Origin of the sequence: Sphaerospermopsis reniformis, from assembly GCF_005402885.1 — a bacterium.
Taxonomy (GTDB): Bacteria; Cyanobacteriota; Cyanobacteriia; order Cyanobacteriales; family Nostocaceae; genus Sphaerospermopsis; species Sphaerospermopsis kisseleviana.
In genome coordinates this window covers 1-25303 of the sequence record NZ_BJCE01000008.1, presented here as the reverse complement: position 1 = coordinate 25303, position 25303 = coordinate 1, and the positions used below count along the sequence as shown (strand labels likewise).

The 25303-nt window shown below is 37.1% G+C and carries 19 protein-coding genes and 1 tRNA gene; 9 read left to right on the top strand and 11 right to left on the bottom strand.

Translation table 11 applies throughout. The annotated features are described in order from the left end of the window. Positions 1-132: 132 nt before the first annotated feature. The 9 genes from FFR48_RS02285 to FFR48_RS02245 all read right to left on the bottom strand — a co-directional run bounded on the left by FFR48_RS02285 (position 133) and on the right by FFR48_RS02245 (position 7840). Positions 133-348, bottom strand: a complete 216-nt coding sequence (locus FFR48_RS02285; RefSeq protein ID WP_096572168.1) for an NAD(P)H-quinone oxidoreductase subunit O — start codon at positions 346-348, stop codon at positions 133-135. A 121-nt stretch (positions 349-469) separates the two neighbouring features. Then, a complete protein-coding gene (locus FFR48_RS02280; protein ID WP_096572167.1) occupies positions 470-982 on the bottom strand; it encodes a hypothetical protein in 513 nt (170 codons plus the stop codon). Positions 983-1356: 374 nt separating this feature from the next. Beyond that, complete coding sequence (gene hsdR, locus FFR48_RS02275; protein WP_137666229.1) at positions 1357-3828, bottom strand: EcoAI/FtnUII family type I restriction enzme subunit R; 2472 nt, start codon at positions 3826-3828, stop codon at positions 1357-1359. Between the two features lie 73 nt (positions 3829-3901). After that, positions 3902-4276, bottom strand: a complete 375-nt coding sequence (locus tag FFR48_RS02270) for a type II toxin-antitoxin system RelE family toxin (protein WP_137666228.1) — start codon at positions 4274-4276, stop codon at positions 3902-3904. Continuing rightward, entirely contained in the window at positions 4266-4493 is a 228-nt protein-coding gene (locus FFR48_RS02265) for a hypothetical protein (protein ID WP_137666227.1), read from the bottom strand. Before FFR48_RS02265 ends, FFR48_RS02270 begins: the two co-directional genes overlap by 11 nt. 61 nt (positions 4494-4554) lie before the next feature. Then, a complete protein-coding gene (locus FFR48_RS02260; protein WP_201277561.1) occupies positions 4555-4695 on the bottom strand; it encodes a hypothetical protein in 141 nt (46 codons plus the stop codon). Positions 4696-4860: 165 nt separating this feature from the next. Continuing rightward, positions 4861-6093 (bottom strand): restriction endonuclease subunit S, encoded by a 1233-nt coding sequence (locus FFR48_RS02255; protein ID WP_137666226.1) that lies wholly within the window; start codon positions 6091-6093, stop codon positions 4861-4863. Then, entirely contained in the window at positions 6090-7667 is a 1578-nt protein-coding gene (locus tag FFR48_RS02250; protein ID WP_137666225.1) for a class I SAM-dependent DNA methyltransferase, read from the bottom strand. Before FFR48_RS02250 ends, FFR48_RS02255 begins: the two co-directional genes overlap by 4 nt. A gap of 99 nt (positions 7668-7766) precedes the next feature. Next, positions 7767-7840, bottom strand: a tRNA-Pro gene (locus FFR48_RS02245). Positions 7841-7965: 125 nt separating this feature from the next. Between FFR48_RS02245 and lipA the strand changes: the two genes are divergently transcribed. From lipA to FFR48_RS02225, 4 genes are all read left to right on the top strand, one after another. Beyond that, on the top strand, positions 7966-8835 hold the full coding sequence (gene lipA, locus FFR48_RS02240) for a lipoyl synthase (RefSeq protein WP_137666224.1): 870 nt from the start codon (positions 7966-7968) through the stop codon (positions 8833-8835). Positions 8836-8954: 119 nt separating this feature from the next. Then, entirely contained in the window at positions 8955-9878 is a 924-nt protein-coding gene (locus FFR48_RS02235) for an NAD(P)H-dependent glycerol-3-phosphate dehydrogenase (RefSeq protein ID WP_137666223.1), read from the top strand. A 738-nt stretch (positions 9879-10616) separates the two neighbouring features. Continuing rightward, positions 10617-11882 (top strand): RNA polymerase sigma factor SigC, encoded by a 1266-nt coding sequence (gene sigC, locus FFR48_RS02230; protein WP_137666222.1) that lies wholly within the window; start codon positions 10617-10619, stop codon positions 11880-11882. Between the two features lie 188 nt (positions 11883-12070). Continuing rightward, positions 12071-12526: a Fur family transcriptional regulator gene (locus FFR48_RS02225; RefSeq protein ID WP_096572159.1), complete on the top strand. Its 456-nt coding sequence runs from the start codon at positions 12071-12073 to the stop codon at positions 12524-12526. A gap of 194 nt (positions 12527-12720) precedes the next feature. Here FFR48_RS02225 and cobN read toward each other — a convergent pair whose 3' ends face one another. After that, positions 12721-16500: a cobaltochelatase subunit CobN gene (gene cobN / locus FFR48_RS02220; protein WP_137666221.1), complete on the bottom strand. Its 3780-nt coding sequence runs from the start codon at positions 16498-16500 to the stop codon at positions 12721-12723. A 200-nt stretch (positions 16501-16700) separates the two neighbouring features. On the opposite strand from cobN, the gene FFR48_RS02215 reads away from it, so the two are divergent. Together FFR48_RS02215 and FFR48_RS02210 are read left to right on the top strand one after the other, a co-directional pair. Then, on the top strand, positions 16701-18662 hold the full coding sequence (locus tag FFR48_RS02215; RefSeq protein ID WP_137666220.1) for a GAF domain-containing sensor histidine kinase: 1962 nt from the start codon (positions 16701-16703) through the stop codon (positions 18660-18662). An 86-nt stretch (positions 18663-18748) separates the two neighbouring features. After that, positions 18749-19456 carry an N-acetylmannosamine-6-phosphate 2-epimerase gene (locus FFR48_RS02210; protein ID WP_137666219.1) on the top strand — a complete coding sequence of 236 codons (708 nt, stop codon included), beginning with the start codon at positions 18749-18751 and terminating at the stop codon, positions 19454-19456. Between the two features lie 250 nt (positions 19457-19706). Here the strand turns inward: FFR48_RS02210 and FFR48_RS02205 are convergent, their stop codons facing one another. Then, on the bottom strand, positions 19707-19937 hold the full coding sequence (locus FFR48_RS02205; RefSeq protein ID WP_096572155.1) for a hypothetical protein: 231 nt from the start codon (positions 19935-19937) through the stop codon (positions 19707-19709). Positions 19938-20008: 71 nt separating this feature from the next. On the opposite strand from FFR48_RS02205, the gene FFR48_RS02200 reads away from it, so the two are divergent. The 3 genes from FFR48_RS02200 to FFR48_RS02190 all read left to right on the top strand — a co-directional run bounded on the left by FFR48_RS02200 (position 20009) and on the right by FFR48_RS02190 (position 24471). Continuing rightward, complete coding sequence (locus FFR48_RS02200) at positions 20009-20614, top strand: DUF3318 domain-containing protein (protein WP_137666247.1); 606 nt, start codon at positions 20009-20011, stop codon at positions 20612-20614. Positions 20615-20729: 115 nt separating this feature from the next. Next, positions 20730-21068 (top strand): carbon dioxide-concentrating mechanism protein CcmK, encoded by a 339-nt coding sequence (locus tag FFR48_RS02195; RefSeq protein ID WP_137666218.1) that lies wholly within the window; start codon positions 20730-20732, stop codon positions 21066-21068. A gap of 148 nt (positions 21069-21216) precedes the next feature. Further along, positions 21217-24471, top strand: coding sequence for a type ISP restriction/modification enzyme (locus FFR48_RS02190; RefSeq protein ID WP_137666217.1), 3255 nt, complete (start codon positions 21217-21219; stop codon positions 24469-24471). Positions 24472-25303: the final 832 nt, after the last annotated feature.

The following is a 25303-nucleotide window of genomic DNA, read 5'->3' as shown; positions in this document are numbered from 1 at the left end:
TTATTTCCTTGGATAGAAATAAATTTACAAATTTGGGAAACTCCCAATTATTTAGTCATCTTTAGATGACTTCAGCTATTAGCAAGGAACTTAAGTTCCTTGCGGTAATTGTACACTAAAGCACAACCTTTGTTATGCAAACTCTTCCAATTGTTCTAATTTTAACCAAATATTGGGAGTTGGTACTTTTCCGAACTTCACCAAAGCGTAATCACCTTTAATATCTACTATTTCCCCTGGACTATCAAATAAATAGGAGGGAAAGCGAGTATCACTAGCTTTTGCTTCTACACTATTTTCCAACTTCTCGCGCACAGCACGAACCATATTTCCTTTTTTTACAGCCATGAGTTCCTCTGACGATTCATCAACGCTTTTACTAAGAATTTTATCTTGTGGGAAGATCAAAGGCAGATTTTCTTGAGTTAAAAAAGAGCAGAAACCCAGATACACGCAAGGTATTAAATACCTAAACAATACGGTTGACAATTGTCCATACTTCTCCATCAGAACGAACATGGGGAACTGAAATGGTTTTGAATCCGGTAATGAACGGTTTATAGTACACTTGCCAATACATGGGGCTAAGTTCATCAGCACAAGCTTTGAGTAGTTTAATTTCTTCTGCTAGTTCTTGTGCGAGTTCATTTACCCTTTGGGCGTGAATTTCGGCTACTTTTTTCGCTGCTTCTAATTCTTGTTGTTGTTGAGCAAGACGTTTAGAAAAAGTCAGTGAACCATTTAACTGAGCTTGTTTTTGTTGTTTTTGTTTTTCTAAAAAAGCGATCGCATTATCTATACCTTGAATTTCTGCCGCAATTTTGGGATTTTCCCTAGCTTGACGGCGATAAGCTTCAACTATTGCCAAATTTGTATTATTTTCACTAGATTCTATACTATTTTGAGTTAATGCAGCCCTTTCTCTTAGGAGAGCTTGAATTTGTGAGTTGAGTTCTTTGATTTCTACTTGAATTTTATCCATATATATATTATAATGATAAGCTAAGGTAAATTTTAGCCCAAAGTGCGATTTCTTACAAAACATTAATAAACCGAGTATTATATGTGTACGTTCGCAAATTAAATGTCGCTTTTCGCAACTTATGTCGCAATAGAATTTAATAGCTGAAACCTTTACTATGTAAGGAGTATAGCCTATTTATCTCTACCACAGACCAATTTGCCTATTTTGCATATTGTATGTCGCAAATCAAGGCAAAACTGAAATTTCATCTCATCCAGTGGCTTGCTAAATCACCCAACCTCACTATTAAATCTCAAATAAATAAGGCAGTAGCAGATACTCTTGGTGTTTATAATCGTCATTTGGAAGCTTAATTTGATAGATTGCGACAATTAAGCTGCTATATCCTGTGAATACAAATACTGCTGAAACCCGATAAATACTTCACTGATATTAGCAACGCTACCTAATTCTTTAATAGCATCATGAATAGTATGGTATTTCAACTCTAATAATTGGGGTAACTTAGATCGATCCAGTTCTTCTACTCCATCTTTAATATATTGATCCAAGACAAAATCAAGAAATTCCTGTTGTTTACCTACATATTTAGAGAAAATTAACGATTTATGAGCTAAAACCCTTTCCCGACGGCTAATAGGTACAGCAGCATAAGCAATATAAGCTAATACATCATATAAATCACTTTTTTCCGCATTAATTAAACGGCTAATTACTGTTAATTGTTCTGCATCATAACCTTTTTCTGATAATCCTTCTAACAGTGCTTTTCGAGTATCTGGACGACTCCAAATAGTTCTTAATTCATTTTCATTTTTAAACAATTCGGGAATTTCACCAAAAAGCCTTTCTATAAATTCTGCGGACGTTATGGGTTTACCGTCTACACTCCAAAAGCTGGTAGATATTTGATGTTGAATAGTTCTTTCCTTACCATCTCCTAATTTAACTTTAATTATTTTAGGTGTGGTATCTTCTGTTTTTTCGGTTCTTTCTTTTGTGGTATTCTTATCTGTATTTGGTGATAATTCCCGTGCTTTTCTGTTGGTAACTTTTACAGGTTCTTGGGGTTCACCATCCCATTCTGGATCGTTAAAATGTTCATAAGCTTTGACAAAATCATAAATAGTAAAATAATCCTTACCATCATATAACCGAGTACCACGACCGATAATTTGTTTAAATTCAATCATGGAATTAATAGGACGCATTAAAACTATATTCCGCACATTGCGAGCGTCAACTCCGGTAGAAAGTTTTTGAGAAGTTGTTAAAATAGTAGGAATATTTTTTTCATTATCTTGAAAATTCTTCAGGTGTTGTTCTCCTAATTTTCCATCATTAGCTGTCACTCTGTGGCAATAATTAGGATTATGACTAATCTTGATTTGATTGATTAAATTTCTTACCGCTAGGGCATGATCTTGGTTAGCACAAAATACTAGAGTTTTTTGATTTTGATCTATTTCCTCCATGAACAATTGCACTCGGTAGCGTTCCCGTTCTTCAATTTCAATAATGCGGTTAAAGTCTGTTTCTGTATAGGTTTTTTCATCATCTATCGCCCCTTCTATGACATCATCATCAGGACTGTAAATATATTCATCTAAACTAGTTTCTATTTCCCTGACTTTAAAGGGAGTTAAAAACCCATCATTAATACCATCTTTTAAAGCATAAGTATAAACTGGTTCGCCGAAATAAGCGTAAGTATCAGCATTATTTTTGCGTTTGGGTGTAGCAGTAAGTCCTAGTTGTACCGCAGGGGAAAAGTATTCTAAAATTCCTCGCCAGGTGCTTTCGTCACTTGCTCCCCCTCGGTGACATTCATCAATAATAATAAAGTCGAAAAAGTTGGGGGGATAGTCGTTAAATTTGGGGGTGTTGTCTTCGACTTCGCTCAGACAACTGCTCAGAGAACCGCTTTTTTTAGTCATGAAGGTTTGGAAAATTGTAAAAAAGATGCTGCCATTTTTGGGAACTCGACCCCGTTTTTTGATGGTTTCGGGATCTATGCGAACTAAAGCATCATCAGCAAAGGCAGAAAAGGCGTTAAAAGCTTGGTCGGCGAGAATATTACGATCTGCTAAAAATAGTATTCTAGGGCGGCGTGTGGTCACTGAGCGACTTGTACTGAGCGAAGTCGAAGTAAGTCGAAGTGTGGGGTTATAGTTCAAGTTCCATCGGCTTTGGAAGAGTTTCCAGGCCAGTTGGAAAGCGATAAAAGTTTTACCTGTACCAGTGGCCATGGTTAATAAAATTCGGTTTTGTCCTTGAGCGATCGCCTCTAACACATATTTGATGGCATTATGTTGATAGTATCGAGCTTCCCACGTACCGCTTTTGTCTTCAAAGGGAATAGTTGCAAAGCGATCGCGCCATGTATTCGCTTCGCTGGTTTCGACTTCGCTGGTTTCGACTTCGCTGGTTTCGACTTCGCTGGTTTCGACTTCGCTCAACCGCCAGGTAGCTTTCCAGAGTTCATCGGGAGTGGGATATTTGTTGATATAACCTTCTTTTCCGGTGTGCATATCTACTTGGTAAATGCCCACACCATTGGTAGAATATGCAAAGCGAGTTTTTAATTTTTCGGCGTATTTTTTCGCCTGTGCTAGACCTTCTGTATCGGGTAAATCGCGTTTTTTAGCTTCAATAACAGCGAGTTTTTCACCACGATAAACTAATACATAATCAGCGATGTCTGCTTTAGCCCGTTTACCATTGCCAATTAAACGGCCAGGGGCGATGACTTCTCGACGGATGCGGCTATTTTCAACTACTCCCCAACCAGCAGCAGTAAGGGCGGGGTCAATTAATTCGGCGCGGGTTTCGGCTTCGTTCATTGGACAGTTGACAGTTGACAGTTGACAGTTGACAGTTGACAGTAGTTAAGTAAATTTAACTTAATTTGTAGTGTTAGTTTGGATTATCTTCTATTTGATTTTCTTCTTCATATTTGGCGATCGCTTCTTCAATTATTTCATTACTCACATCTGAAATATCGGATTTAGAATAGATCGTAGTGAGTATGATGGCTTGGGCAGTTTTCACATAATAAATGACTCGATAACCTCCACTTTTTCCTTTTTGAATGTTGCTATTTTTCAGACGAACTTTAAACACCTGATATTTCAGCCCAGAAATTCTATCTCCAGGAGTTTCTCCTGTTTGCAGTTGTTCAATTAAGGGTTGAATATCACTGCGAATTGAACGATAGCGTTTAGCAAGTTCTCTTAAATCCCTTTGAAATCGAGGTGTAAGAGCAATTTGGATCAATGGTTCACTCTGCATCAATACCATCCCACATTTGTGAAAGGGGTAGAGTTTGCCCACTTAAAGCCTCTCTGATGCCTTGATGAATACCTTCGATGACGATTTCTGTAGGTGTTTCTTCCGCAGATAATTCTTCTTGTAAGCCTAGACGAAAGTGGTGGATTATATCATAGATTTCTGCTAATTTATCTTCAGGAATGTCTCGCAGTTCTTGGATAATTTGATCAATCAACATAAATTAAATTTTGGGAAATTTTCGGTTAGTGGTTAATCATCAATAAGTTGTGCTGTATTTATTATGGCTCATCTTGAGAATATGGCAGTCGGCGACGGGCAGTAGCGATCGCTTCTTGTAGTTTAGCTTGTAACAACTCTTTAAGTGGTAACACGGTCAGGTATGAGGCAACATGAATACCACTTTTATCTAGTTCTAGCAATTAGATTTGCTCTAAAACACTTTTTTGTTGATTTTACAAGGGTTTCGGGAATTGAGAGTTGCTAATCTCGATTTGCTCTAAAACACTTTTTTGTTGATTTTGCGAGGGTTTCAGGAATTGAGGGTTGCTAATCTCGATTTGCTCTAAAACACTTTTTTAAGATAATCATGCGGCTACTTGCCCCTTTTCGGTTTTCGAGTTATCTGCTGTTAATTCCCCTGCAAAGGCTTTTTGCAAGATGCTTTGTTTCAGTTCTTTTAATGCGGCGATTTTTTGAAGGTAGATATTTTCAAGGCGTTGGGTTTCAGTAAATAATTCATCAATTTTTTGTGCAATATTTATTTGATCTGAAATACTAGGAATCCATGTACTATATCTAAAAAGATGATCTCGGTTTACCTTCGGCATTCCTGCTCGGTCTGAACCTGAAATTGCATAATTTGTAAAATCTCGACTCATAAGAATATAAAATAAGAAATCTCTGTTTAATTCTTCATTATTAGGAAGTAGTGGATAAACATCTGCACTACAAAGACCACTAAAATCAGGTCTACAAGCTTTCATTAAGTAAGGACGAATTTTACTATAGAGAACCATAGTTTCATCAAAAAGAAATTTTCCAGATATTAGTTGTTCTTGTCTGGCAGTTTTAACCTCTATTAGTTCCCCAGTCATAGAAATCATATTACCTGCGCCAATATGTGGTAAATCAATAAACTCTGGTTGTCGAGGATCAACGAGTTTAGATGTAATACTGCAAACATCCTCTAATTTCTTCTCTTCCCAACCTTCGCCTTTTTGACTAAAAATAGAATTTAGATAACTTTCAAATAGTTCCCGTGCATTGCTGAGGTTTTTTTCTGTGTTGCTTATTGCTCTATCAATCCCCTCAAATGCTTCATCCAATATTGCTACAATTCTCTTTTGTTCTGGAAGTGGTGGTAAATTAATTAGAATTTCTTTAAGAACTTTTACAGAAGCAACATTTTTAATTGCAACGCCCATAGAAAGGTTTAAAATTTGATTTTGAAAATTTGGACTACTCATCCAATATTTTAAAAAATTAGCATTAATATCCTGTCTAGGAGCAAGTTTCAGAAGAGCTTGGTTTATAATTCCTTTATGAATACCATCAGGAACTATTGCAACTTTTCCCATAGTTCCCGAACAACTCATAATTAAATCACCTGGAAAAATCTCAAATCTCTTCATCTCTTGATATTTTGATTCATTAATAAAATATCGAATTTCCTTGAACTGATTATAAATTGCGTGTTGTTGCTCATAAACCGCATATCCAGAACTTTTAAAACAGGATTTTTTAAGACTACCTCCAAATGGTCCGCGAATGAAATCACATAAACTTCCTAAAGTTTTTACTTCCCAACCTTCTCTCATAACATCCCTCCAATATCTGCCAAAATATCAGCACTTTCCAGATCCAAAACTGTAATTTCATCCAAAATATCCTGGGGTTCTCTTAACATCACTTCTTCCCCCTTAGTGGGATTCTTCACTGATAAATCAAACGACTCCTGATCAATATCAGCAACATCCACCAACCAAGACTTTTCCGACTCTGCAAAAGTAGCTTGTAACTCCACAAACTCCCGTAAATCATCATCATTTAAAGGATTAGTTTTCCCCAAACTTCGCCCCGGATCTAATTGATAATACCAAATCTTTTTAGTCGCCATTTGTTCATTTATAGACTTACCTTGATTAAAAATCGGTGTAGTCTGAATAGCGTCTAAAGGCGTTCCCTGAGCGGAGTCGAAGGGAACTTTCTCAAAAAATAAAACTACAGTTTTCACCCCCGCCCCGATAAAAGTACCCCCAGGACAATCTAAAATAGTATGCAAATTACAACTACTCAAAAGCTCTTGACGCAAAGCACGGGAAGCATTATCAGAATTAGAAAGAAAGGTATTTTTAATAACTACCGCCGCCCTACCACCAACCTTCAACATTTTGATAAAATGCTGTAAAAATAAAAACGCTGTTTCTCCAGTTTTAATATTAAAATTGTTCTGTACTTCCTTCCGTTCCTTCCCCCCAAAAGGAGGATTAGCTAAAATCACATCAAAACGATCTTTATCTTGAACATCACTAAGATTTTCCGTCAAAGTATTAGTATGAATAATATTCGGGGCATCAATCCCATGTAAAATCATATTCATGATGCCAATAACATAAGCTAAACTTTTCTTTTCTTTCCCTGTAAAAGTATTTTTTTGCAGTATTTCCAGTTGTTTAGTAGTTAAATTACCCCTGGGTTGAGCGAAGCCGAAACCCTGTCTTAAATAATCATAACTTTCACATAAAAAACCCGCCGAACCACAAGCACCATCATAAATTTTTTCCCCGATTTTCGGCTTGATCACCTGAATTATTGCCCGAATTAAAGGACGTGGTGTATAATATTCTCCACCATTACGCCCCGCATTTCCCATATTCTTGATTTTCGCTTCATAGAGATGGGATAACTCATGTTTTTCCTGCTGGGATCTAAATCTTAATTCATCAATAAATTCCAACGCATCCCGCAAACTATAACCACTTTGAAACTTATTTTTTATCTCGCCAAAAATTTCCCCAATCTTATATTCTATGGTATCTGAACCGCTAGACCGTTCCTTAAAACTCCGTAAATAAGGGAATAACTGATCATTTACATAATCAATCAAATCATCACCAGTCAAGGCATGATCATGATCTAATTTACCCTGCTTACTGAGCGAAGTCGAAGTATTTTTTGGTGCTGCCCAAACAGACCAACGATGTTTTTCATCAATAATAAACGCATAAGATTCGCCACTTAATTTTGCTTTATCAAATCGTTCCTGTTCTAAATCATCCAAATACTTCAAAAACAATAACCATGAAGTTTGTTCAGTGTAATCTAACTCTGTAGTACACCCGGCCTCTTTCCAGAGAACATCATCAATATTTTTAAAAGTTTGCTCAAACATTTACTGTACTGTAGGATTTTTAATATTAATGGTTTAGCTTAAAATATTACACCAAAACTGACCAGGCAAGTTAGCAAAAAATTATACATGATAAAAAAATCGGGATGACTGGATTCGAACCAGCGGCCCCTTCGTCCCGAACGAAGTGCGCTACCAAGCTGCGCTACATCCCGTAAAAAAAATATGCTTATCAAGACTAGTATATCATAACCATAGCCAAATAAAAAAACAAAATATTTTATAAAGGACTTTGCTTGCTAGGATTATAGTTGTATAACTTCAGTAAACAAAGCGGATTGTGACTGTAAAACCAGACTGGTTGCGGGTAAAAGCACCGCAGTGGGAGCGCGTTGGTAACGTTAAAGAAATTTTACGGGATTTAGCCCTGAATACAGTTTGTGAAGAAGCATCCTGTCCCAACATTGGCGAATGTTTCAACGCTGGAACTGCTACATTTTTAATTATGGGTCCAGCCTGTACCAGAGCTTGTCCTTACTGTGATATTGACTTTGAGAAAAAACCCAAACCCTTAGATCCCACCGAACCCGCAAGACTCGCGGAGGCTGTTCGCAGAATGCAGCTAAATCACGTCGTGATTACTTCCGTGAACAGAGATGATTTAGTAGATGGTGGTGCGTCCCAGTTTGTTAAGTGTATTAACGCAGTTCGTGAAGTATCACCCAAAACTACTATTGAAGTGCTAATTCCTGATTTATGCGGAAACTGGGATGCACTAGAAATCATACTCCAGGCTAAACCAGAAGTCACAAACCATAATACGGAAACCGTCCCACGTTTGTATCGTCGAGTACGTCCCCAAGGTGACTATCAAAGAACGATGGTTCTGTTAGAACGTACTCACCAAATTTGCCCTAGCACTTACACCAAATCTGGTATCATGGTCGGCTTAGGTGAAACAGATGCCGAAGTTCGCCAAGTCATGCAAGATTTACGATCAGTAAAATGTGATATTTTGACCATTGGGCAATACCTCCAACCCAGTCAAAAACATCTGCAAGTTACTGATTTTATTACTCCTGAACAATTTGCAGCTTGGCAAGCTTATGGTGAAGAAATCGGATTTTTACAAGTTGTTTCTTCCCCCTTGACAAGAAGCTCCTATCATGCTGAACAAGTCAGGGAATTAATGAAACGTTATCCCAGATAGGGGACTGGTGACTGGTGACTGGTGACTGGTGACTGGGGAGAAAATTCTTTCCCTGTTCCCTGTTCCCTTCTTCCCCAATTACTAATTACCAATTACCCATTATCCATTACCCATTACCAATGACCAAAACGATCGCTATTTTAGGTGCAGGTGCTTGGGGTACAACCCTGGCAAATTTAGCACGTGCAAATGATCATCAGGTGCGTTTATGGTCACGCCAGGGTGATCTTTCCTTAGAGGATGTTGTTAAAAATGCCGAAATAGTCCTATCCGCTATATCTATGAAAGGTGTACAGGATGTAGCGTTATCGGTTAAATCTTGTCAAGTATCTCCACAGACAATATTTGTTACCGCTACCAAAGGTTTAGATGCGAAAACAACCCGTACACCTTCCCAAATTTGGCAAACCGAATTTCCTGATCATTCAGTAGTTGTCCTTTCAGGCCCTAATTTATCTGAAGAAATTTCTCAGGGTTTACCCGCTGCTACCGTAGTAGCCAGCAAAAATACCGCTGCTGCCCAAGTCGTGCAACAAGTCTTTTCTTCTGGACGTTTTCGTGTGTATACTAACTCTGATCCGGTAGGTGTGGAACTAGGTGGTACACTCAAAAACGTGATGGCGATCGCATCTGGTGTCTGTGATGGTTTGCATTTGGGAACTAATGCCAAAGCAGCTTTAGTAACTCGCGGCTTGACAGAAATCATTCGTATTGGTAAAGTTTTAGGCGCAAAAACGGAAACTTTTTATGGTTTATCCGGTCTAGGAGATTTGTTAGCCACCTGCAACAGCCCCTTAAGCCGTAATTATCAAGTCGGCTATCAGTTGGCCAGTGGAAAAACGCTGACAGAAATTCTCGCCTCTTTACCAGGAACCGCTGAAGGTGTAAACACTTGTCAAGTTTTGATGCAAATATCCCAGGAGCAAAATATTACTATGCCTATTACTGAGCAGGTTTATCGGTTATTGGAAACTCAAGTTACACCCAAACAGGCATTAGATGAACTCATGTTAAGAGATACTAAGCCAGAATATCACCAATAAATTAATGGCTTGCACCATGCTCCACTATAAGCATTATTTCGTAACTCACATCTGCTAATTACCAAATAATCACTAAAGAAATTGTTAAATCGTCAGGAAACTACTTCCCCCATCATGTAAATATAACTATGTAGTTTATCAACAGCAAAATTACTAGGGATAGAATTGTACATAGTTATGAAAATAACCGTAAATATTCCTAGAACATCTCAGTTAACTAAGTCAGTGATTACCGCAAAAAGCAGGTAAATGAAGTCAACAATTGATGTACTTTTTATTTACTTTCCCTATGTACCAAGAAGCTTTGACTGCTATACAGACGTTCGTCCTTAGAGAAGTTCCACCAGAACATCTCTACATACCGCTACTGTGTTTCCAGCCTGGCTGTAGCTAGAAACGTCTATGAGTTCAATCAAAAACCTACAGTCACCAAAAAAATTCGGTAAAAGTGTATCCCTAAGTGAGTTCAAGAATCTAATTTTATACCATTAATAATTTTGGTTGTAGCTTAGGTAGGGTAAGTTGAGTTGTGTACTAGCGAATTATATTCGCCACCTACTTTTCAGACAGCCCCGCAGAATTAGTACAATCTTCCTTCTGCAAAGAATTGTACTGCAAAATTCAATTGTGTTATTTCATCGTGAATTACGGGAACAATAGCAACAGTTGATGATCTGACCGTAATTTTAGCGATTTTAGCTGACCGTAATCTATTAGTACCTTCACAATTAAGACATTATGCCCGCAACATCTTTTCACACAGATGCAGCCTACGATTCCCAAAAGTCTAACCTAACATTAGACTCTGATCTAAATTCTGATCTCAATATTGATGAGGGTGATTTGTCCCTAGATGAACTACAAGATATAGAAATAGCTGCTGTTGATCCTCATAACTTGGCTGCAAATAATACCAACCGTCGTAGTACAGACCTAGTACGTTTATACCTTCAAGAAATTGGCCGAGTACGTTTGTTAGGGCGGGATGAAGAAGTTTCCGAAGCTCAAAAAGTACAGCGATATTTGCGGATGCGGATCGTGCTTGCTAACGCAGCAAAACAAGGTGACGCTGTAATTGCCCCTTATCTGAATTTAATAGAAGTTCAGGAGCGTTTAGTATCTGAATTAGGACACCGCCCCTCATTAGAAAGATGGGCTAAAACTGCTGGCATAGAATTATCCGAGCTTAAACCTACATTATCAGAAGGTAAAAAACGCTGGGCGGAAATTGCCAAGTTGACAGTAGAAGAACTTGATGAAATTCAATCTCAAGGACTTCAAGCCAAAGAACACATGATCAAGGCTAACTTGCGCCTTGTAGTATCTGTTGCCAAAAAGTATCAAAATCGTGGCTTGGAATTATTAGATTTAGTACAAGAAGGTACTTTAGGATTAGAACGAGCAGTAGAGAAATTTGATCCTACAAAGGGTTATCGTTTTAGTACCTATGCTTATTGGTGGATACGTCAAGGAATAACCAGAGCGATCGCTACTTCCAGCCGGACAATTCGCCTACCTGTTCATATTACCGAAAAACTCAACAAAATCAAAAAAGCACAACGGAAAATTGCTCAAGAAAAAGGTCGTACACCTACTTTAGAAGATTTAGCACTTGAGTTAGATATGACACCTACCCAAGTGCGGGAAGTGTTGTTGCGAGTTCCTCGTTCTGTTTCACTAGAAACCAAAGTAGGGAAAGACAAAGACACCGAGTTAGGAGATTTATTAGAAACTGATAGCGTTACCCCAGAAGAAATGTTAATGCGAGAATCTTTACATAAAGATTTGCAGCATTTACTAGCAGATTTAACCACCCGTGAACGTGAAGTGATTTTGATGCGGTTTGGTTTATCCGATGGACATCCCTATTCATTAGCCGAAATAGGCCGCGCTTTAGACCTCTCACGAGAAAGAGTACGACAAATAGAATCCAAAGCCTTACAAAAACTTCGCCAACCCAAGCGCCGTAACCTCGTCCGCGACTATTTAGAATCTTTAAGTTAGGGTGATTGGTGATTGGTGATTGGTGATTGGTGATTGGTGATTGGGAAGATGAATAACCCAATGCCCCATGCCCCATGCCCCATGCCCAATAACAACTAACAAACATTCTCAATAAGTTAGGATTGTTGCAAATTGCTCCTAATATTTGTTATATTCTCAATTAACAGGCTTTGTTGAGAAAATTTAGTATGACTGTCTACACAACTGGTTCACTTAAGGCAGAACTAAACGACCGAGGCTGGCGTTTAACTCCTCAACGAGAAACAATTCTACATATATTTCAAGAACTTCCCCAGGGTGAACATTTAAGTGCTGAGGATCTTTATCATCGCCTAGAAAGTGATGGTGAGGGTATCAGTTTATCAACCATCTATCGCACCCTCAAGTTAATGTCCAGGATGGGAATTTTACGGGAACTAGAGTTGGGTGAAGGACATAAACACTATGAAATTAACCAACCTTACCCCCATCATCACCACCATCTGATTTGTGTTCGTTGTAATACTACAATTGAGTTCAAAAACGATTCAATTTTGAAAATCGGTGCAAAAACAGCCCAAAAAGAAGGTTATCACTTATTAGATTGTCAATTAACTATTCATGCTGTTTGTCCCAAATGCCAACGGGCATTAATGCCACTTTAGCTAATGTGTCAGGAGTCAGGAGTCTTAGGGGCGAAGCATTCGGAAAATAGCCTTGGACGAGAATTGATAATTGATGTCCCGAATGCTTCACCTGTACAGGAGTCAGAATATTTGATCAATCAGCATAGGAATCAATAAGTGATTGGTGATTGGTGATTGGGCGGATGAATAACCTAATGTTCAATGCCCAATAACTAATTTTCTTCTATAGCTGCTTCTGCTTCATGGACTAAATTTCTCAAATTTTCCAAAGTTTCTAAATTGACATCTTCCCATAAACCTCGTTTGTGTGCTTCTAGCAACCTTTCAGCTATATCTCGCAAAGCCCAAGGGTTTTTGTTGTGAATAAACTCACAAACTACAGAATCTTGTAAATAATTATCTACAATTCCCTGATACATATAATTTTCCACACATTGGGCGGTGGCATCGTAGGCAAATAAAAAATCTACCGTTGCTGCCATTTCAAACGCGCCTTTATAACCATGACGCATTACCCCTGCTATCCATTTCGGGTTAACCACACGGGAACGATAAACCCTGGTAATTTCTTCTTTGAGTTTACGGACTTTGGGTTGAGATGTATTAGCATTATCACCAAAATAAGTTTCGGGGTTTTTGCCTTGGAGAGAACGAACCGCAGCAGTTAAACCACCTTGAAACTGATAATAGTCATCAGAATCAAGTAAATCATGTTCTCGATTATCTTGATTATGTAGAACAACCTGCATTTTTTTTAATCTTTCGACAAATACTTCTTGAGAGGTGACAGTATTATGATTCTCTGTTCCCTTGTAAGCGTAGGAACTCCAGTTGATGTAAGCTTGGGCTAAATCTTGATCAGTTTGCCAGTTTTGGGAAGAGATTAAACCTTGAAGTCCAGCACCATAAGCACCGGGTTTAGAACCAAAAACCCGATAAAGCGATCGCTCTTTGGCATCTTCTAAACTTAAACCTTGTTGTGTCCATAAATCAATATCTTGCTTTACCGCACCTACTAACGGGTTTTCCTCCTCTGGTTCATCTAAACTTGCAACCGCTGCCACTGCTTGAGAAAATAGATCAATTAAATTAGGAAAAGCATCACGGAAAAATCCCGAAATTCTCAAAGTCACATCAACACGGGGACGACCTAAAATTGATAAAGGTAGAATTTCAAAATCTACTACTCTTCTAGCTGCACCATCCCAAATCGGTTGCACACCAAGTAAAGCTAAAGCTTCCGCAATATCATCTCCTCCTGTTCTCATGGTAGAAGTTCCCCAAACTGATAAACCCAGAGTTTTGGGATATTCTCCATGTTCTTGAGTGTAGGTTTCAATGAGATTTTCTGCTGCTTTTCTGCCCACATCCCAGGCGGTTTCTGTAGGAATAGCGCGAATATCTACAGCATAGAAATTTTTACCTGTGGGAAGAACTTCTGGCCTTCCTCTTGTCGGTGCGCCAGATGCAGCACTAGGAACATATTTTCCATCTATTCCTTTAAGTAAGTTGGTAATTTCTTGGGTTGTGTTTTTTAATGCTGGAAGAAGTTTTAATTCTATCCAGTTAAGGACTGGTGACTGGTGACTGGTGACTGGTGACTGGGAATTGATGATTTTTTCGACTAAAAAAGCGGCTTCTTCTTCTAATAGTTCAATGACATCGCCGTGGGTATGACAAGATTTAATTTGCACGCAGAGACGCAGAGGCGCACAGAGAGTTTCAGGAGGATGAAATTTATTACTGTATTCTGTTGTTAAAGGATCGAAATCTAAACCCCAATTTTCTGCGATCGCACGGGTAATTCCGATAGAATGACGGTTGGGGATGCGGGCGATCGCAATGATTAAATCTCTTAGTTGTCTACCTTGGGGAACTTGTCCGAAAATGTGTAAACCGTCGCGGATCTGTGCTTCTTTGAGTTCGCACAAATAACCATCTAAGGAGTTTAAAATTAAACTTTCAAAGTTTACAATATCCTTTTCATCAGTGATACCTAAATCTTTGTAGAGATTTTCTTTGATGACTAATTCTTGAATGCGATCGCGTAATGTGGGTAAACGAGAAGGATCTAAAGTTTCTGCTTCGTAATATTCATCAATTAAATTTTCTACCTGTTGCAATGCTCCATATAATTCCGCCCGTGTCATGGGTGGTGTAAGATGGTCAATGATTACTGCTTGAGAACGACGTTTAGCTTGTGAACCTTCACCTGGATCATTAACAATAAAAGGATATAAATGAGGCATGGGACCAAAGGCTATTTCAGGATAACAAGTATTAGATAAAGCTACACTTTTACCTGGTAACCATTCTAAATTGCCATGTTTTCCGACATGAATGATCGCATCACTGCCAAAAATTTCTCTTACCCAATAATAAAAAGCCAAATAATCGTGAGTTGGTTCTAAATCTGGTGCATGATAATTTAAACTCGGATCATTTTCATAACCCCTTGATGGTTGAATACCTACAAAAACATTACCAAATTGAATACCGGGAATCGGAAATTGGTGATTGGTGATTGGGTTATTTACCTCCCCATCTCCCCAACGTTCAATAATTCTTTGTTGTACAGGTGCGGGTAAACTAGCAAAATACGCTTGATATTCTTCTACAGAAAGACTTTGATTTACTCGTTTCCAATCTTTTCCTTCTGGATCATTGGTAACACCAGCAGTTAAAATTTTAATTAACTCATCACCATCAGCGGGGATATCGCCCACATCATAACCAGCCGATTTTAAGGACTTGAGGATTTCTACACAACTAGCAGGAGTATCCAAACCTACGCCATTAGCCAGCCTACCATTGGTGTTGGGGTAATTTGCCAAAATTAGAGATAGACGACGTTCTGAGGGCATTTTATGGCGTAATCGGACCCAATTTGCAGCCAGTTGGGCAACAAAATCAATGCGATCGCTCAAAGGTTCATAAACGACTACATCAGTTTCCAAGTCATCATTGCGAGTTTGCCAACTTTTAAAAGAAACCGCCCTAGTAATAATCCGCCCATCTACCTCTGGTAAAGCCACATTCATGGCCATATCACGGGGAGTTAAACCCTGTAACTGTGCTTCCCACTGTTCCACTGAACTAGCACAAAGAATCACCTGTAACACCGGCACATCTAACTTTTCCCACAGTTCAATTTGCGGTGTTTCCGTCTCCAAACGTGCTAGAGAAAAACTGGTAGTGTTTAATAACAGGCTAATAGGTTGAGAATCTTCAGGTTGAAAAAACTTGATTAACTCATCAGTTACACCTGGTTCACGTAAAGAAGAAACAAAAATCGGTACAGGTTGTAAATTTTTCTTGATTAATGCAGTACATAAAGCATCAATAACTTTTGTATTTCCGGCTAAATAATGGGCGCGGTAGAATAAAATACCTATTTTGGGTAACTGGGAAAAATCTTCCCCCTGCTCCCTGCTCCCTGCTCCCTGTCCTTTATACAATCCCACACGGGGAACAGGTTGTGGTTGTGGGGGGTTGAATGTGGTTAAGAGGGAAATATCAGAGATAAAAAGTAGAGCATTCAGGAAATTTTCTATACCACCTTCCCGGAAATACTGCCATACTTGGTTAACAAGTTCAGTAGAAATAGTTGATTTTGATATTAAATCTGGATCAAGAGCGTCGTCTCCAGGCATTACAATTAAAGTTATGCCATTACTTGCGGCAATTTCCTGCACCACTTCCAAACCATACGCCCAATAGGAACTTCCTCCTAATAGGCGCAAAACAATTACCTGGGCAAGTTCTAAAACTTGTTCGCCATAATTATCAATACTGATTTGTTGCTGTAGTTGCAGCAGGTTAGCAACTCTAATTTGAGGAAATTCGGCAGGTAATTTTGGTACTGTTGCTGCTAAAGTTTGAATGTCGGTGTCAGCAGCAGTAATCAAAACGAAAGGGGCTGGGGTTTGTTCCAGAAAAACTAAACCGTCTGACTGATTCCATCCGCCTGGTGTGGCACTTATACGATGCATAATTCTTTATTACTACCTTAAACTGTTGATTAGTACACAATCACAAAAAACCAGGAAAAATCCTGCAAGTCCTACGAACAGGCTAAGACGATGGGAAGATAGGGAGATGGGAAGCTGGGGAGGTAAATAACCCCATTACCCATTACCCATTCCCCATTACCCTACTTAGGTATTCCGCCCATCTCATTAGAATTTTGAAAATGCTTAGTTCTCCCGATTTGAGCTTTTCTCGAACCTTGCCTTTAAGTATATTTAATCGGCTTGGCGAGTTGTTGCACCAGATGGCTCAAGCAATAGGCAGTGCTGCTTTGGTACTTACAGAAGCTGTGCTGGCGCGGATTCTCATTCCTGTTGAGTGGCAACAACAACGATTTACGCTTGTAGTTTCTGAGCGATTTAGTGCGCTGTTGTTAGGCAACATAGAAGCAGGAGAGGATGGAAGTAGGGTAGCACACAAGGAAGATGTTACCTTAAATTGCTTAAATGCTAGTTTGACATTTAATTCCCAAGCGATCGCTGCTTTTGTATCTAATTTAAGAAATTTATTTGAGTCTCATTCTTACACTTACAAAAACATCACACAATATCAACAAGTTCTTGCTCCTAATGATGCAACGCTGCAAAGTAAATTCACCCTATTGTTATTGGAATATCTCCTCCCACTTGTTAACAAGGACGCACAAACATCTACTATTTCCATTCTCACGGAAGGTTTTAGTTGTAAACCTGTAGAAGATGCTCTCACAAAACAAATTGCCCAAGAACGGCTGTTAAATAAGGTAACAACGCAAATCCGTAAAAGTCTAGATTTGCCTGTAATTATGGACACGGCAATTACTCAAGTACGTGAGTTTTTGGAATTAGATAGATTAGTCATCTATAAATTTTTATCATCTCCAGCTAATACGCAAAACACATCTCTTAACTGTCAATATTTAGCACCTACTGTAGTCAACTCTAAACTTACAGAACAAGACCGTCAACAGTATGGGGGTTGTGTAGTATATGAATCTCTAGGACAAGATTCGATTACCTCTGTTTTGAATTTGCAAGAAGAAAACTGTCTGAATCGAAATTCTGGATCTTGGGAAAAATATCACCAAGGTTTTACTTTAGCAGTAGATGATGTAGAAAAAACCTATTCCCTAGAAGATTGTTTATTGAATTTTTTAAGGAAGAATAAAATTAGGGCAAAGTTGGCAGCCCCGATTATTTTTGAAGATAAACTTTGGGGTTTATTAATTGCTCATCAATGTCATACTCCTCGTAATTGGAGTGAAAGTGAAAAAAGCTTGTTGTCATCAGTTGCAGAACAGTTAGCTATAGCTATTCATCAATCTGAATTAATGGGTTCTTTGCGAGAAGCTACACGCACTTTGACTCAAGAAAAACAAACTTTAGAACAACGAGTAATTGAACGGACAATGGCAATGCGAGAAGCACTTTTAGCAGCAGAAGCAGCCAGTCGTCTCAGAAGTGAATTTCTCGCTACTATCAGCCATGAATTATTAACTCCTTTAACTTATGTTATTGGGATGTCTTCTACATTATTGCGCTGGCCTTTGGGTGAGTTAAGTCAACGACAACGGGATTATTTACAAACTATCCATGACAGCGGAGAACACTTATTAGAAATGATTAATGATATCCTCGATTTATCACAGATTGAGGCGGGGAAAACAGTATTAAATATTGCTGAATTTTCTTTAGTGAAGTCAGCAGAAAAGATATTAGACTCTTTATTAGAAAAAGCAACCAGTGAAAAAGTTACCCTGAAACTTGATTTACAAATTAATTCTACCAGTGATATTTTTCAAGCTGATTCTGGAAGAATAGAACAAATTCTTTGGAATTTATTAACTAATGCTATTAAGTTCACCCCAGAAGGTGGTAATGTCACGTTACGTCTATGGGTAGAAGAAAATACCGCTGTATTTCAAGTAGAAGATACTGGAATTGGTATACCAGAAGAAAAATTACCATTACTGTTTGAGAAATTTCAACAACTTGATACTCCCTATCGTCGTCGCTATGAAGGTACAGGAGTTGGTTTAGCTTTAACTAAACAACTGGTAGAACTTCATCGGGGTCGAATTGAAGTAGAATCAACTGTAGGTATGGGTTCAATTTTTACTGTTTGGATACCAAAACAATTAAAGTAGGAGTCAGGAGTCAGGAGTCAGGAGTCAGGAGTCAGGAGTCAGAATATTTGATAAATTGCTGGATTATAAAATACTAAAAATTCAACATGATTAATTTACCAAAAGGTTTAATTGTTTCCTGTCAAGCACCTGTAGACTCACCATTACATGATCCTTATATTATTGCAGCAATGGCACAAGCAGCAGTTAATAATGGTGCGGTTGCTGTGAGAATTGACACACCCAATCATATTAAAGCCGTGCGGGAAAAAGTCAATGTACCAATTATTGGACTTTGGAAACAAGTAATAGCAGGTTCTGATGTATATATTACCCCCCAGTTTCATCATGCTGTAGCAGTGGCTGAAGCTGGTGCTGATATTATTGCTATAGATGCCACTACTAGATATCGTCCAGGTGATGAAAAATTAATTGATATTATTACCCGCATTCATCAAGAATTAGGTAAACCAGTCATGGCAGATGTGGATACATTTACTTCTGCAAAATTAGCTGTTGACGCAGGTGCTGATATTGTTGGTACTACTCTTTTTGGGTACACTGCGGAAACTAAAAATTTTGCCCCTCCTGGTTGGGAACTTCTCACACAGATAGTAGAAAAATTAGATACCTTTGTTATTTGTGAAGGTGGTATTTCTTCCCCCAAAGAAGCAAAAAAAGCATTGAATTTAGTAGGTGCTGATGCAGTTGTAGTTGGTACTGCAATTACTGGTATTGATTTGCAAGTGAAAGCTTATGTAGAAGAAGTCAGTAGGGGCGAAGTAGGGGCGAAGCATTCGGAAAATAGCCTGTGATAAAAATTGATAATTTATCGTCCGAATGCTTCGCCCTTACAGGAAAATAACCTTAGACAAAAATTGATAATTGATTGCCCGAATGCTGATGCTTCCAGCACGCTTCGCGAACGCCCGTACAGGAGTCAGGAGTCAGGAGTCAGAAGTCAGGAGTCAGGAGTCAGAATATAAACTCTTTTACCCCTGCACTCTGCACCCTGCACCCTGCCTGTCTGCTTTCTTAATTGTCACTGTCTATATGTGATTGATATTAGTTGGGAGCTTTGCGATCGCTACTCCAAGCCCACCAAGCACAACCACAATGACACAGGTAAAATTCTTGCCATTTGCGACGATTTTCTGGTGTTGTCACAGGCGATCGCCGATTTAACCAAACTTGTACCGCTTCTCTACTGCTAGAGTGACATTTGGGACAGCAAAATTCATAAGCGTGAACTGCTTGATTTGTCCATTCTGGTGGTGTGGGAGCAAAAGCGTCCATATAAATATTTTCAGTAAAGTTTTAGTAGTAAATTAATATACATAATAATATTATCTCTAATAATGAAAATGATAGAGCCAAATATTGAAATTCGCCGTTTGTTAGATGTCATGCCCGCTTCTGGGCGGATGATGACTAAAATTGTCAGTAAACCAGAACAAAGTCAAGTCATAGATGCCGCTTTTCCCTTACCCTGGAGTCAGGATAGACCAATATATATTAATTTTGATTTGTGGCGACGCTTGACAAAACCACAGCGAGATTTACTACTGTTACATCAGGTAAGTTGGTTAACAGGGGTGAAGTGGATACAACCAGACATTTATCAAGGAGTGTTTTTAGCAGGGTTATTGGGTGGAGTAGTGGAAGCTGCTCAGTCTGATGTGATAGGTGTAATTATAGCTGGGGGATTAAGTGCTTTAGCTGGGGTGCGAATCTGGCGCATCAATCAATCCCAAGCATCACAATTAAAAGCCGATACAACAGCCGTTTTTATCGCCCAAAGACGGGGTTATTCAGAAGCAGAAGCAGCCCAACATTTGTTAACTGCCATTGAAACAGTAGCAAAAATTGAAGGGCGTTCTGGTTTAGATTTTAATGAATTAATTAGGTGTCAAAATTTAAGAGCGATCGCTGGTTTATCACCTGTAGGTATTCCAGATAACTATAGTAGGTGACAGGGAACAGGTGACAGGTGACAGTCTGAAAATTCTTTGGGAATTGAGGTTTTATTAATGGTTTACGCCAATTTGAGCTAACAAAATTTGAGCTAACAATAGGAGGAAAACAACATTGACATTAGCATTAGGCATGATAGAAGTATATGGTGTTCCCGCAGCAGTGGAAGCAGCAGACGCAATGTGTAAAGCAGCTAGAATCACATTTGTAGGTTATGAAAATACCGATTTAGGCAGAATTACAATTTTAATTCGTGGTGATGTGGCTGAAGTGAAAATGGCAGTCACAGAAGGATTAGAATCAGTTTTAAAAGTGAATGGTGGTGAGATACTTTCCCATCATATTATTCCCCGTCCCCATGAAAATTTAGAATGTGTTTTACCAATTTATCAAAGTTCTAGGATTAACCAATTTAACACAGATATTCGTTTTCCTCCCCCATTAAGTAATTAATTAGGTTGACTATAGAAATTCTATAAGATGGTAATAAGCCAAATGTGTCATTTGATTTTTATCTAACAATGGAAAATTATCCCAGGCTTAATTTGATTGAACCGCAAAGGACGCAAAGTACACAAAGGTAAGAGGTTTTTAGAGACTTATGTCAGATTTTAATAATTATATCCAAGATTTACAAGACAAGATTAAACATGGTGGTGAACGTAGTCATTACTCTAGTTTAGAACGTCTGATAGAGGGTTTGATTATTGGTGTTAATGTTATAGTGGAAGAAAAAGGTAATCAAGCTGGTATTCCTGACCTGACTATTAGAAAAAATGATCGGGTTGTGGGATATATTGAGGCTAAGGATGTTAATGTTGATATTAGTAAGTTAGATAAATCTGAACAAATTAAACGCTATTTAGAATCTAATATTGGTTATAATTTTATATTAACAAATTATCTAGATTTTCGTTGGTATGTAGATGGTGAATGTGCAAAAATAGCTAAATTAGCTAATATCAAAGACAATGAAATTTCTTTGGTTGATGATTTACAACCGATAACAGAATTATTACAGTCATTTATTAATCAAAAAGCCAAAGACATTAATAACTATTATGATTTGGCTAAAGCAATGGCAACTTATACTAAAACTATCAGAAATGCTATTGCATCATCTTTGATTATTGAAACAACTACGGACGAATTAAAAGAATTAAAAGAAACATTTAAAAAATTACTACTTTTAGATATAGATAACGCTAGTTTTGCGGATATGTACGCCCAAACTATCGCTTATGGTTTATTTACTGCAAAGATAAATCATGCACAAAACCCAGGAGATTTTGTTTTTAACCGCACCAATGCTAGTATTTATATTACTGAAAGAATACCTTTTTTAAAAGGGTTTTTCGATATAGTAATTAATGCTAATGGTGCTAATAGTGTTAGTAAAATTCACAAATCAATTGAAAATTTAATAGAATTATTTAACACAATAGATATGACCAATATTTTAGAAAATTTTGGTCGAGAAACGCGAACGGAAGATCCAGTTTTGCATTTTTATGAAACATTTTTAGCAGCTTATCAAGCATCTTTAAGAAAAAGTCGCGGTGTTTATTATACTCCTGAACCTGTAGTTAATTTTATTGTGCGTGCAGTTAATGATATTTTAACTGATAGAAATATTTTTGATTTAGAATACGGGTTAGGTAATAGACGAGTAACAATTCTTGATCCTGCAACGGGAACAGGGACATTTTTATATGCAGTTATTAAACAAATGCGTGATAATGTTGCTAAATATGGTGTTGATAGATGGAATCTGTGGTTAAAAGATGCAGAAGTTTTAAATCGTTTATTTGGATTTGAATTATTAATGACTGCTTATACAATAGCACATTTAAAATTAGGGTTATTATTAGCAGATTTTAAATATGAGTTTGCACCGGATGAAAGGTTAAAAATCTATTTAACTAATGCTTTGGAAGAAGGGATAAAACAAGGTGATTTAATTCCTGGTATTACCCAAATTATCGCGGAAGAATCTAGTCAAGCTGCAAATGTGAAAACAGAAATTCCCATTATGGTAGTATTGGGTAATCCTCCCTATTCTGTCAGTTCACAAAATGCGAGTAAACGCAAGAGAATTTTAAATAAAGATGAGAAATATTTAGCAGATGTTGAATATACGGGTTTAGTGTGGAATAAAGTTTTGAAAAATGGTAAAGCTGGAAAAACAGTTACAGAATTAACCCATATTGGGGAACTTTTAGAATTATATAAAGGTAGGGTGAGATTAGAAGGTGAGAAAAATATTCAACCTTTAGATGATGATTATATTAAATTTATTCGGTTTGCACAATATCAAATTCAAAAAACTCCTCAAGGTTATGGAATTATCGGTTTTATTACTAATCATTCCTATATTAATGGTTTGATTCATCGAGGAATGAGAGAGGAGTTATTAAAGTATTTTGATACTTTATATATAATGGATTTACATGGTAATTCTTTATTAAAAGAAACCTCACCCGATGGGGGTGTTGATGAAAATGTTTTTGATATTCAGCAAGGGGTAGCGATTTTAATTGCTGTCAGGGAAAAAAGCGCACCTGATTATTTTTCTACTGCTTATAAATCTAGAGATGGGGTGAAGGAGTTAGCGCAGGTTTTTTATTATGATTTGTGGGGATGTCGGGAGGAAAAATATAATTTTTTAGAGTCTACAAGTTTGGATAATGTTAATTGGATAGAGGTTAAACCTACTGCACCTAATTATTTTTTAAACCCCAGAAATTTTTCTGTAGATATAGAACAAGAGTATCAAACTTTGTGGAGTGTTCAAGACATATTTTCAGTTTACTCTAATGTTATAGAAACAGGTAAAGACGATGTTTTAATTGCTTTTGAACGAGATACATTGTTGGAAGTTATGCAAACCTTATGCAATGATAAAATTTTGGATCAAGATATAGCTGAAATTTATAAAATTTCCGATTCTCCCAACTGGAATTTTTTTAAATCTCGTTTATTAATTGTTAGAGACGGCGTAAAACAAGAATTAATTAAACCTATTTACTACCGACCATTTGATATAAGATTTACCTATTATCACAGCATTTTAAGAAGAATGCAAGAAAAAGTTTTAAATAATTTAATTCAAGATAATTTGGGTTTATTATTAATGCGACAAGTAGCTTCAGGAGATAATCAATATACACATTTTATGGTTTGTAATACAATTGCTGATAATCGTAGTTTTTTTAGTAATAGAGGAAGACCAAGTATTTTTCCTCTCTATATCTACCCTAATACTGAAAATAAACAAACGAGTCTTTTTATTGAAAAAACTCCTAATTTATCTTCTCAATTTTTAGAAGCGATTAAAAATAAACTCGGTAAAATACCCACACCAGAACAAATATTTTACTATGCTTATGCTATTTTTCATAGTCCTACTTATCGCAGTAGATACGCTGAATTTCTTAAAATAGATTTTCCCCGTCTTCCTTTGACAAGTAATCAAAATCTATTTAATGCTTTAGCAAACAAAGGAGAAGCATTAGTTAATTTACATTTAATGAAATCTGATATTCTGAATAATTTAATTACAACATATCAGGAAATAGGAGATCATCAAATTACTGAAGTCACCTATAATTCAGAATTACAAAGGGTATATATTAATAAACAGAATTATTTTACAGATATTCCTCAACATATCTGGGAATTTAAGATTGGTGGATATCAAGTTTTAGATAAATGGTTAAAGGACAGAAAAAATGCTAAACGCAAATTATCAAATGAGGAAATTATCCATTATCAAAAAATCGTGGTTGTGTTAACTGAAACTTTACGTATTATGGGAGAAATTGATCAAATTATTCCTGGGTTTCCGATTGAGTAAATGAGGTTTTTGTCAGAATCAGGATATCCAGGATTTGAGGATTTACAGGATTTTTATTTGGATGTTTTGATGATGATTGAGAGATTTTTTTTGTCAGAATCAGGATATCCAGGATTTGAGGATTTACAGGATTTTTATTTGGATGTTTTGATGATGATTGAGAGATTTTTTTGTCAGAATCAGGATATCCAGGATTTGAGGATTTTCAGGATTTTTATTGGGATTTTTTGATGATGATTGAGAGATTTTTGTCAGAATCAGGATATCCAGGATTTGAGGATTTTCAGGATTTTTATTGGGATTTTTTGATGATGATTGAGAGATTTTTGTCAGAATCAGGATATCCAGGATGTGAGGATTTTCAGGATTTTTATTGGGATTTTTTGATGATGATTGAGAGATTTTTTTGTCAGAATTAGGATATCCAGGATGTGAGGATTTTCAGGATTTTTATTTGGATTTTTTGATGATGATTGAGAGATTTTTTGTCAGAATTAGGATATCCAGGATTTGAGGATTTTCAGGATTTTTATTGGGATTTTGTTCAAGATGATTTGGAGATTGTAATAATATAGTATTTATCAAAAAACATTCAAAATCTTTATATCGAAAGTAATATAATCATATTCTGAAAATATTAAATATCTCCATCCTGAAAATCCTTAAATCCTGGACATCCTGATTCTGACAAATATATTAAATATCTAGGGTTTGCTGAATAAACCTAAAACCTTGATATATCAAAGGTTAGAGGCTGATAAACAGAAAAAAAGTGCAAGGGTTTTGAAGGGTATACCGGAAAAAGTGTGCATTTTTTGGGATTTCAAGAGAT

Bases quoted from the DNA above. Each gene is read 5' to 3' on its own strand.
- FFR48_RS02285 (WP_096572168.1), bottom strand. From the start codon at position 348: ATGGCTGTAAAAAAAGGAAATATGGTTCGTGCTGTGCGCGAGAAGTTG.
- FFR48_RS02280 (WP_096572167.1), bottom strand. From the start codon at position 982: ATGGATAAAATTCAAGTAGAAATCAAAGAACTCAACTCACAAATTCAA.
- hsdR (WP_137666229.1), bottom strand. From the start codon at position 3,828: ATGAACGAAGCCGAAACCCGCGCCGAATTAATTGACCCCGCCCTTACT.
- FFR48_RS02270 (WP_137666228.1), bottom strand. From the start codon at position 4,276: ATGCAGAGTGAACCATTGATCCAAATTGCTCTTACACCTCGATTTCAA.
- FFR48_RS02265 (WP_137666227.1), bottom strand. From the start codon at position 4,493: ATGTTGATTGATCAAATTATCCAAGAACTGCGAGACATTCCTGAAGAT.
- FFR48_RS02255 (WP_137666226.1), bottom strand. From the start codon at position 6,093: ATGAGAGAAGGTTGGGAAGTAAAAACTTTAGGAAGTTTATGTGATTTC.
- FFR48_RS02250 (WP_137666225.1), bottom strand. From the start codon at position 7,667: ATGTTTGAGCAAACTTTTAAAAATATTGATGATGTTCTCTGGAAAGAG.
- FFR48_RS02235 (WP_137666223.1), top strand. From the start codon at position 8,955: ATGACCAAAACGATCGCTATTTTAGGTGCAGGTGCTTGGGGTACAACC.
- sigC (WP_137666222.1), top strand. From the start codon at position 10,617: ATGCCCGCAACATCTTTTCACACAGATGCAGCCTACGATTCCCAAAAG.
- FFR48_RS02225 (WP_096572159.1), top strand. From the start codon at position 12,071: ATGACTGTCTACACAACTGGTTCACTTAAGGCAGAACTAAACGACCGA.
- cobN (WP_137666221.1), bottom strand. From the start codon at position 16,500: ATGCATCGTATAAGTGCCACACCAGGCGGATGGAATCAGTCAGACGGT.
- FFR48_RS02215 (WP_137666220.1), top strand. From the start codon at position 16,701: ATGCTTAGTTCTCCCGATTTGAGCTTTTCTCGAACCTTGCCTTTAAGT.
- FFR48_RS02210 (WP_137666219.1), top strand. From the start codon at position 18,749: ATGATTAATTTACCAAAAGGTTTAATTGTTTCCTGTCAAGCACCTGTA.
- FFR48_RS02205 (WP_096572155.1), bottom strand. From the start codon at position 19,937: ATGGACGCTTTTGCTCCCACACCACCAGAATGGACAAATCAAGCAGTT.
- FFR48_RS02190 (WP_137666217.1), top strand. From the start codon at position 21,217: ATGTCAGATTTTAATAATTATATCCAAGATTTACAAGACAAGATTAAA.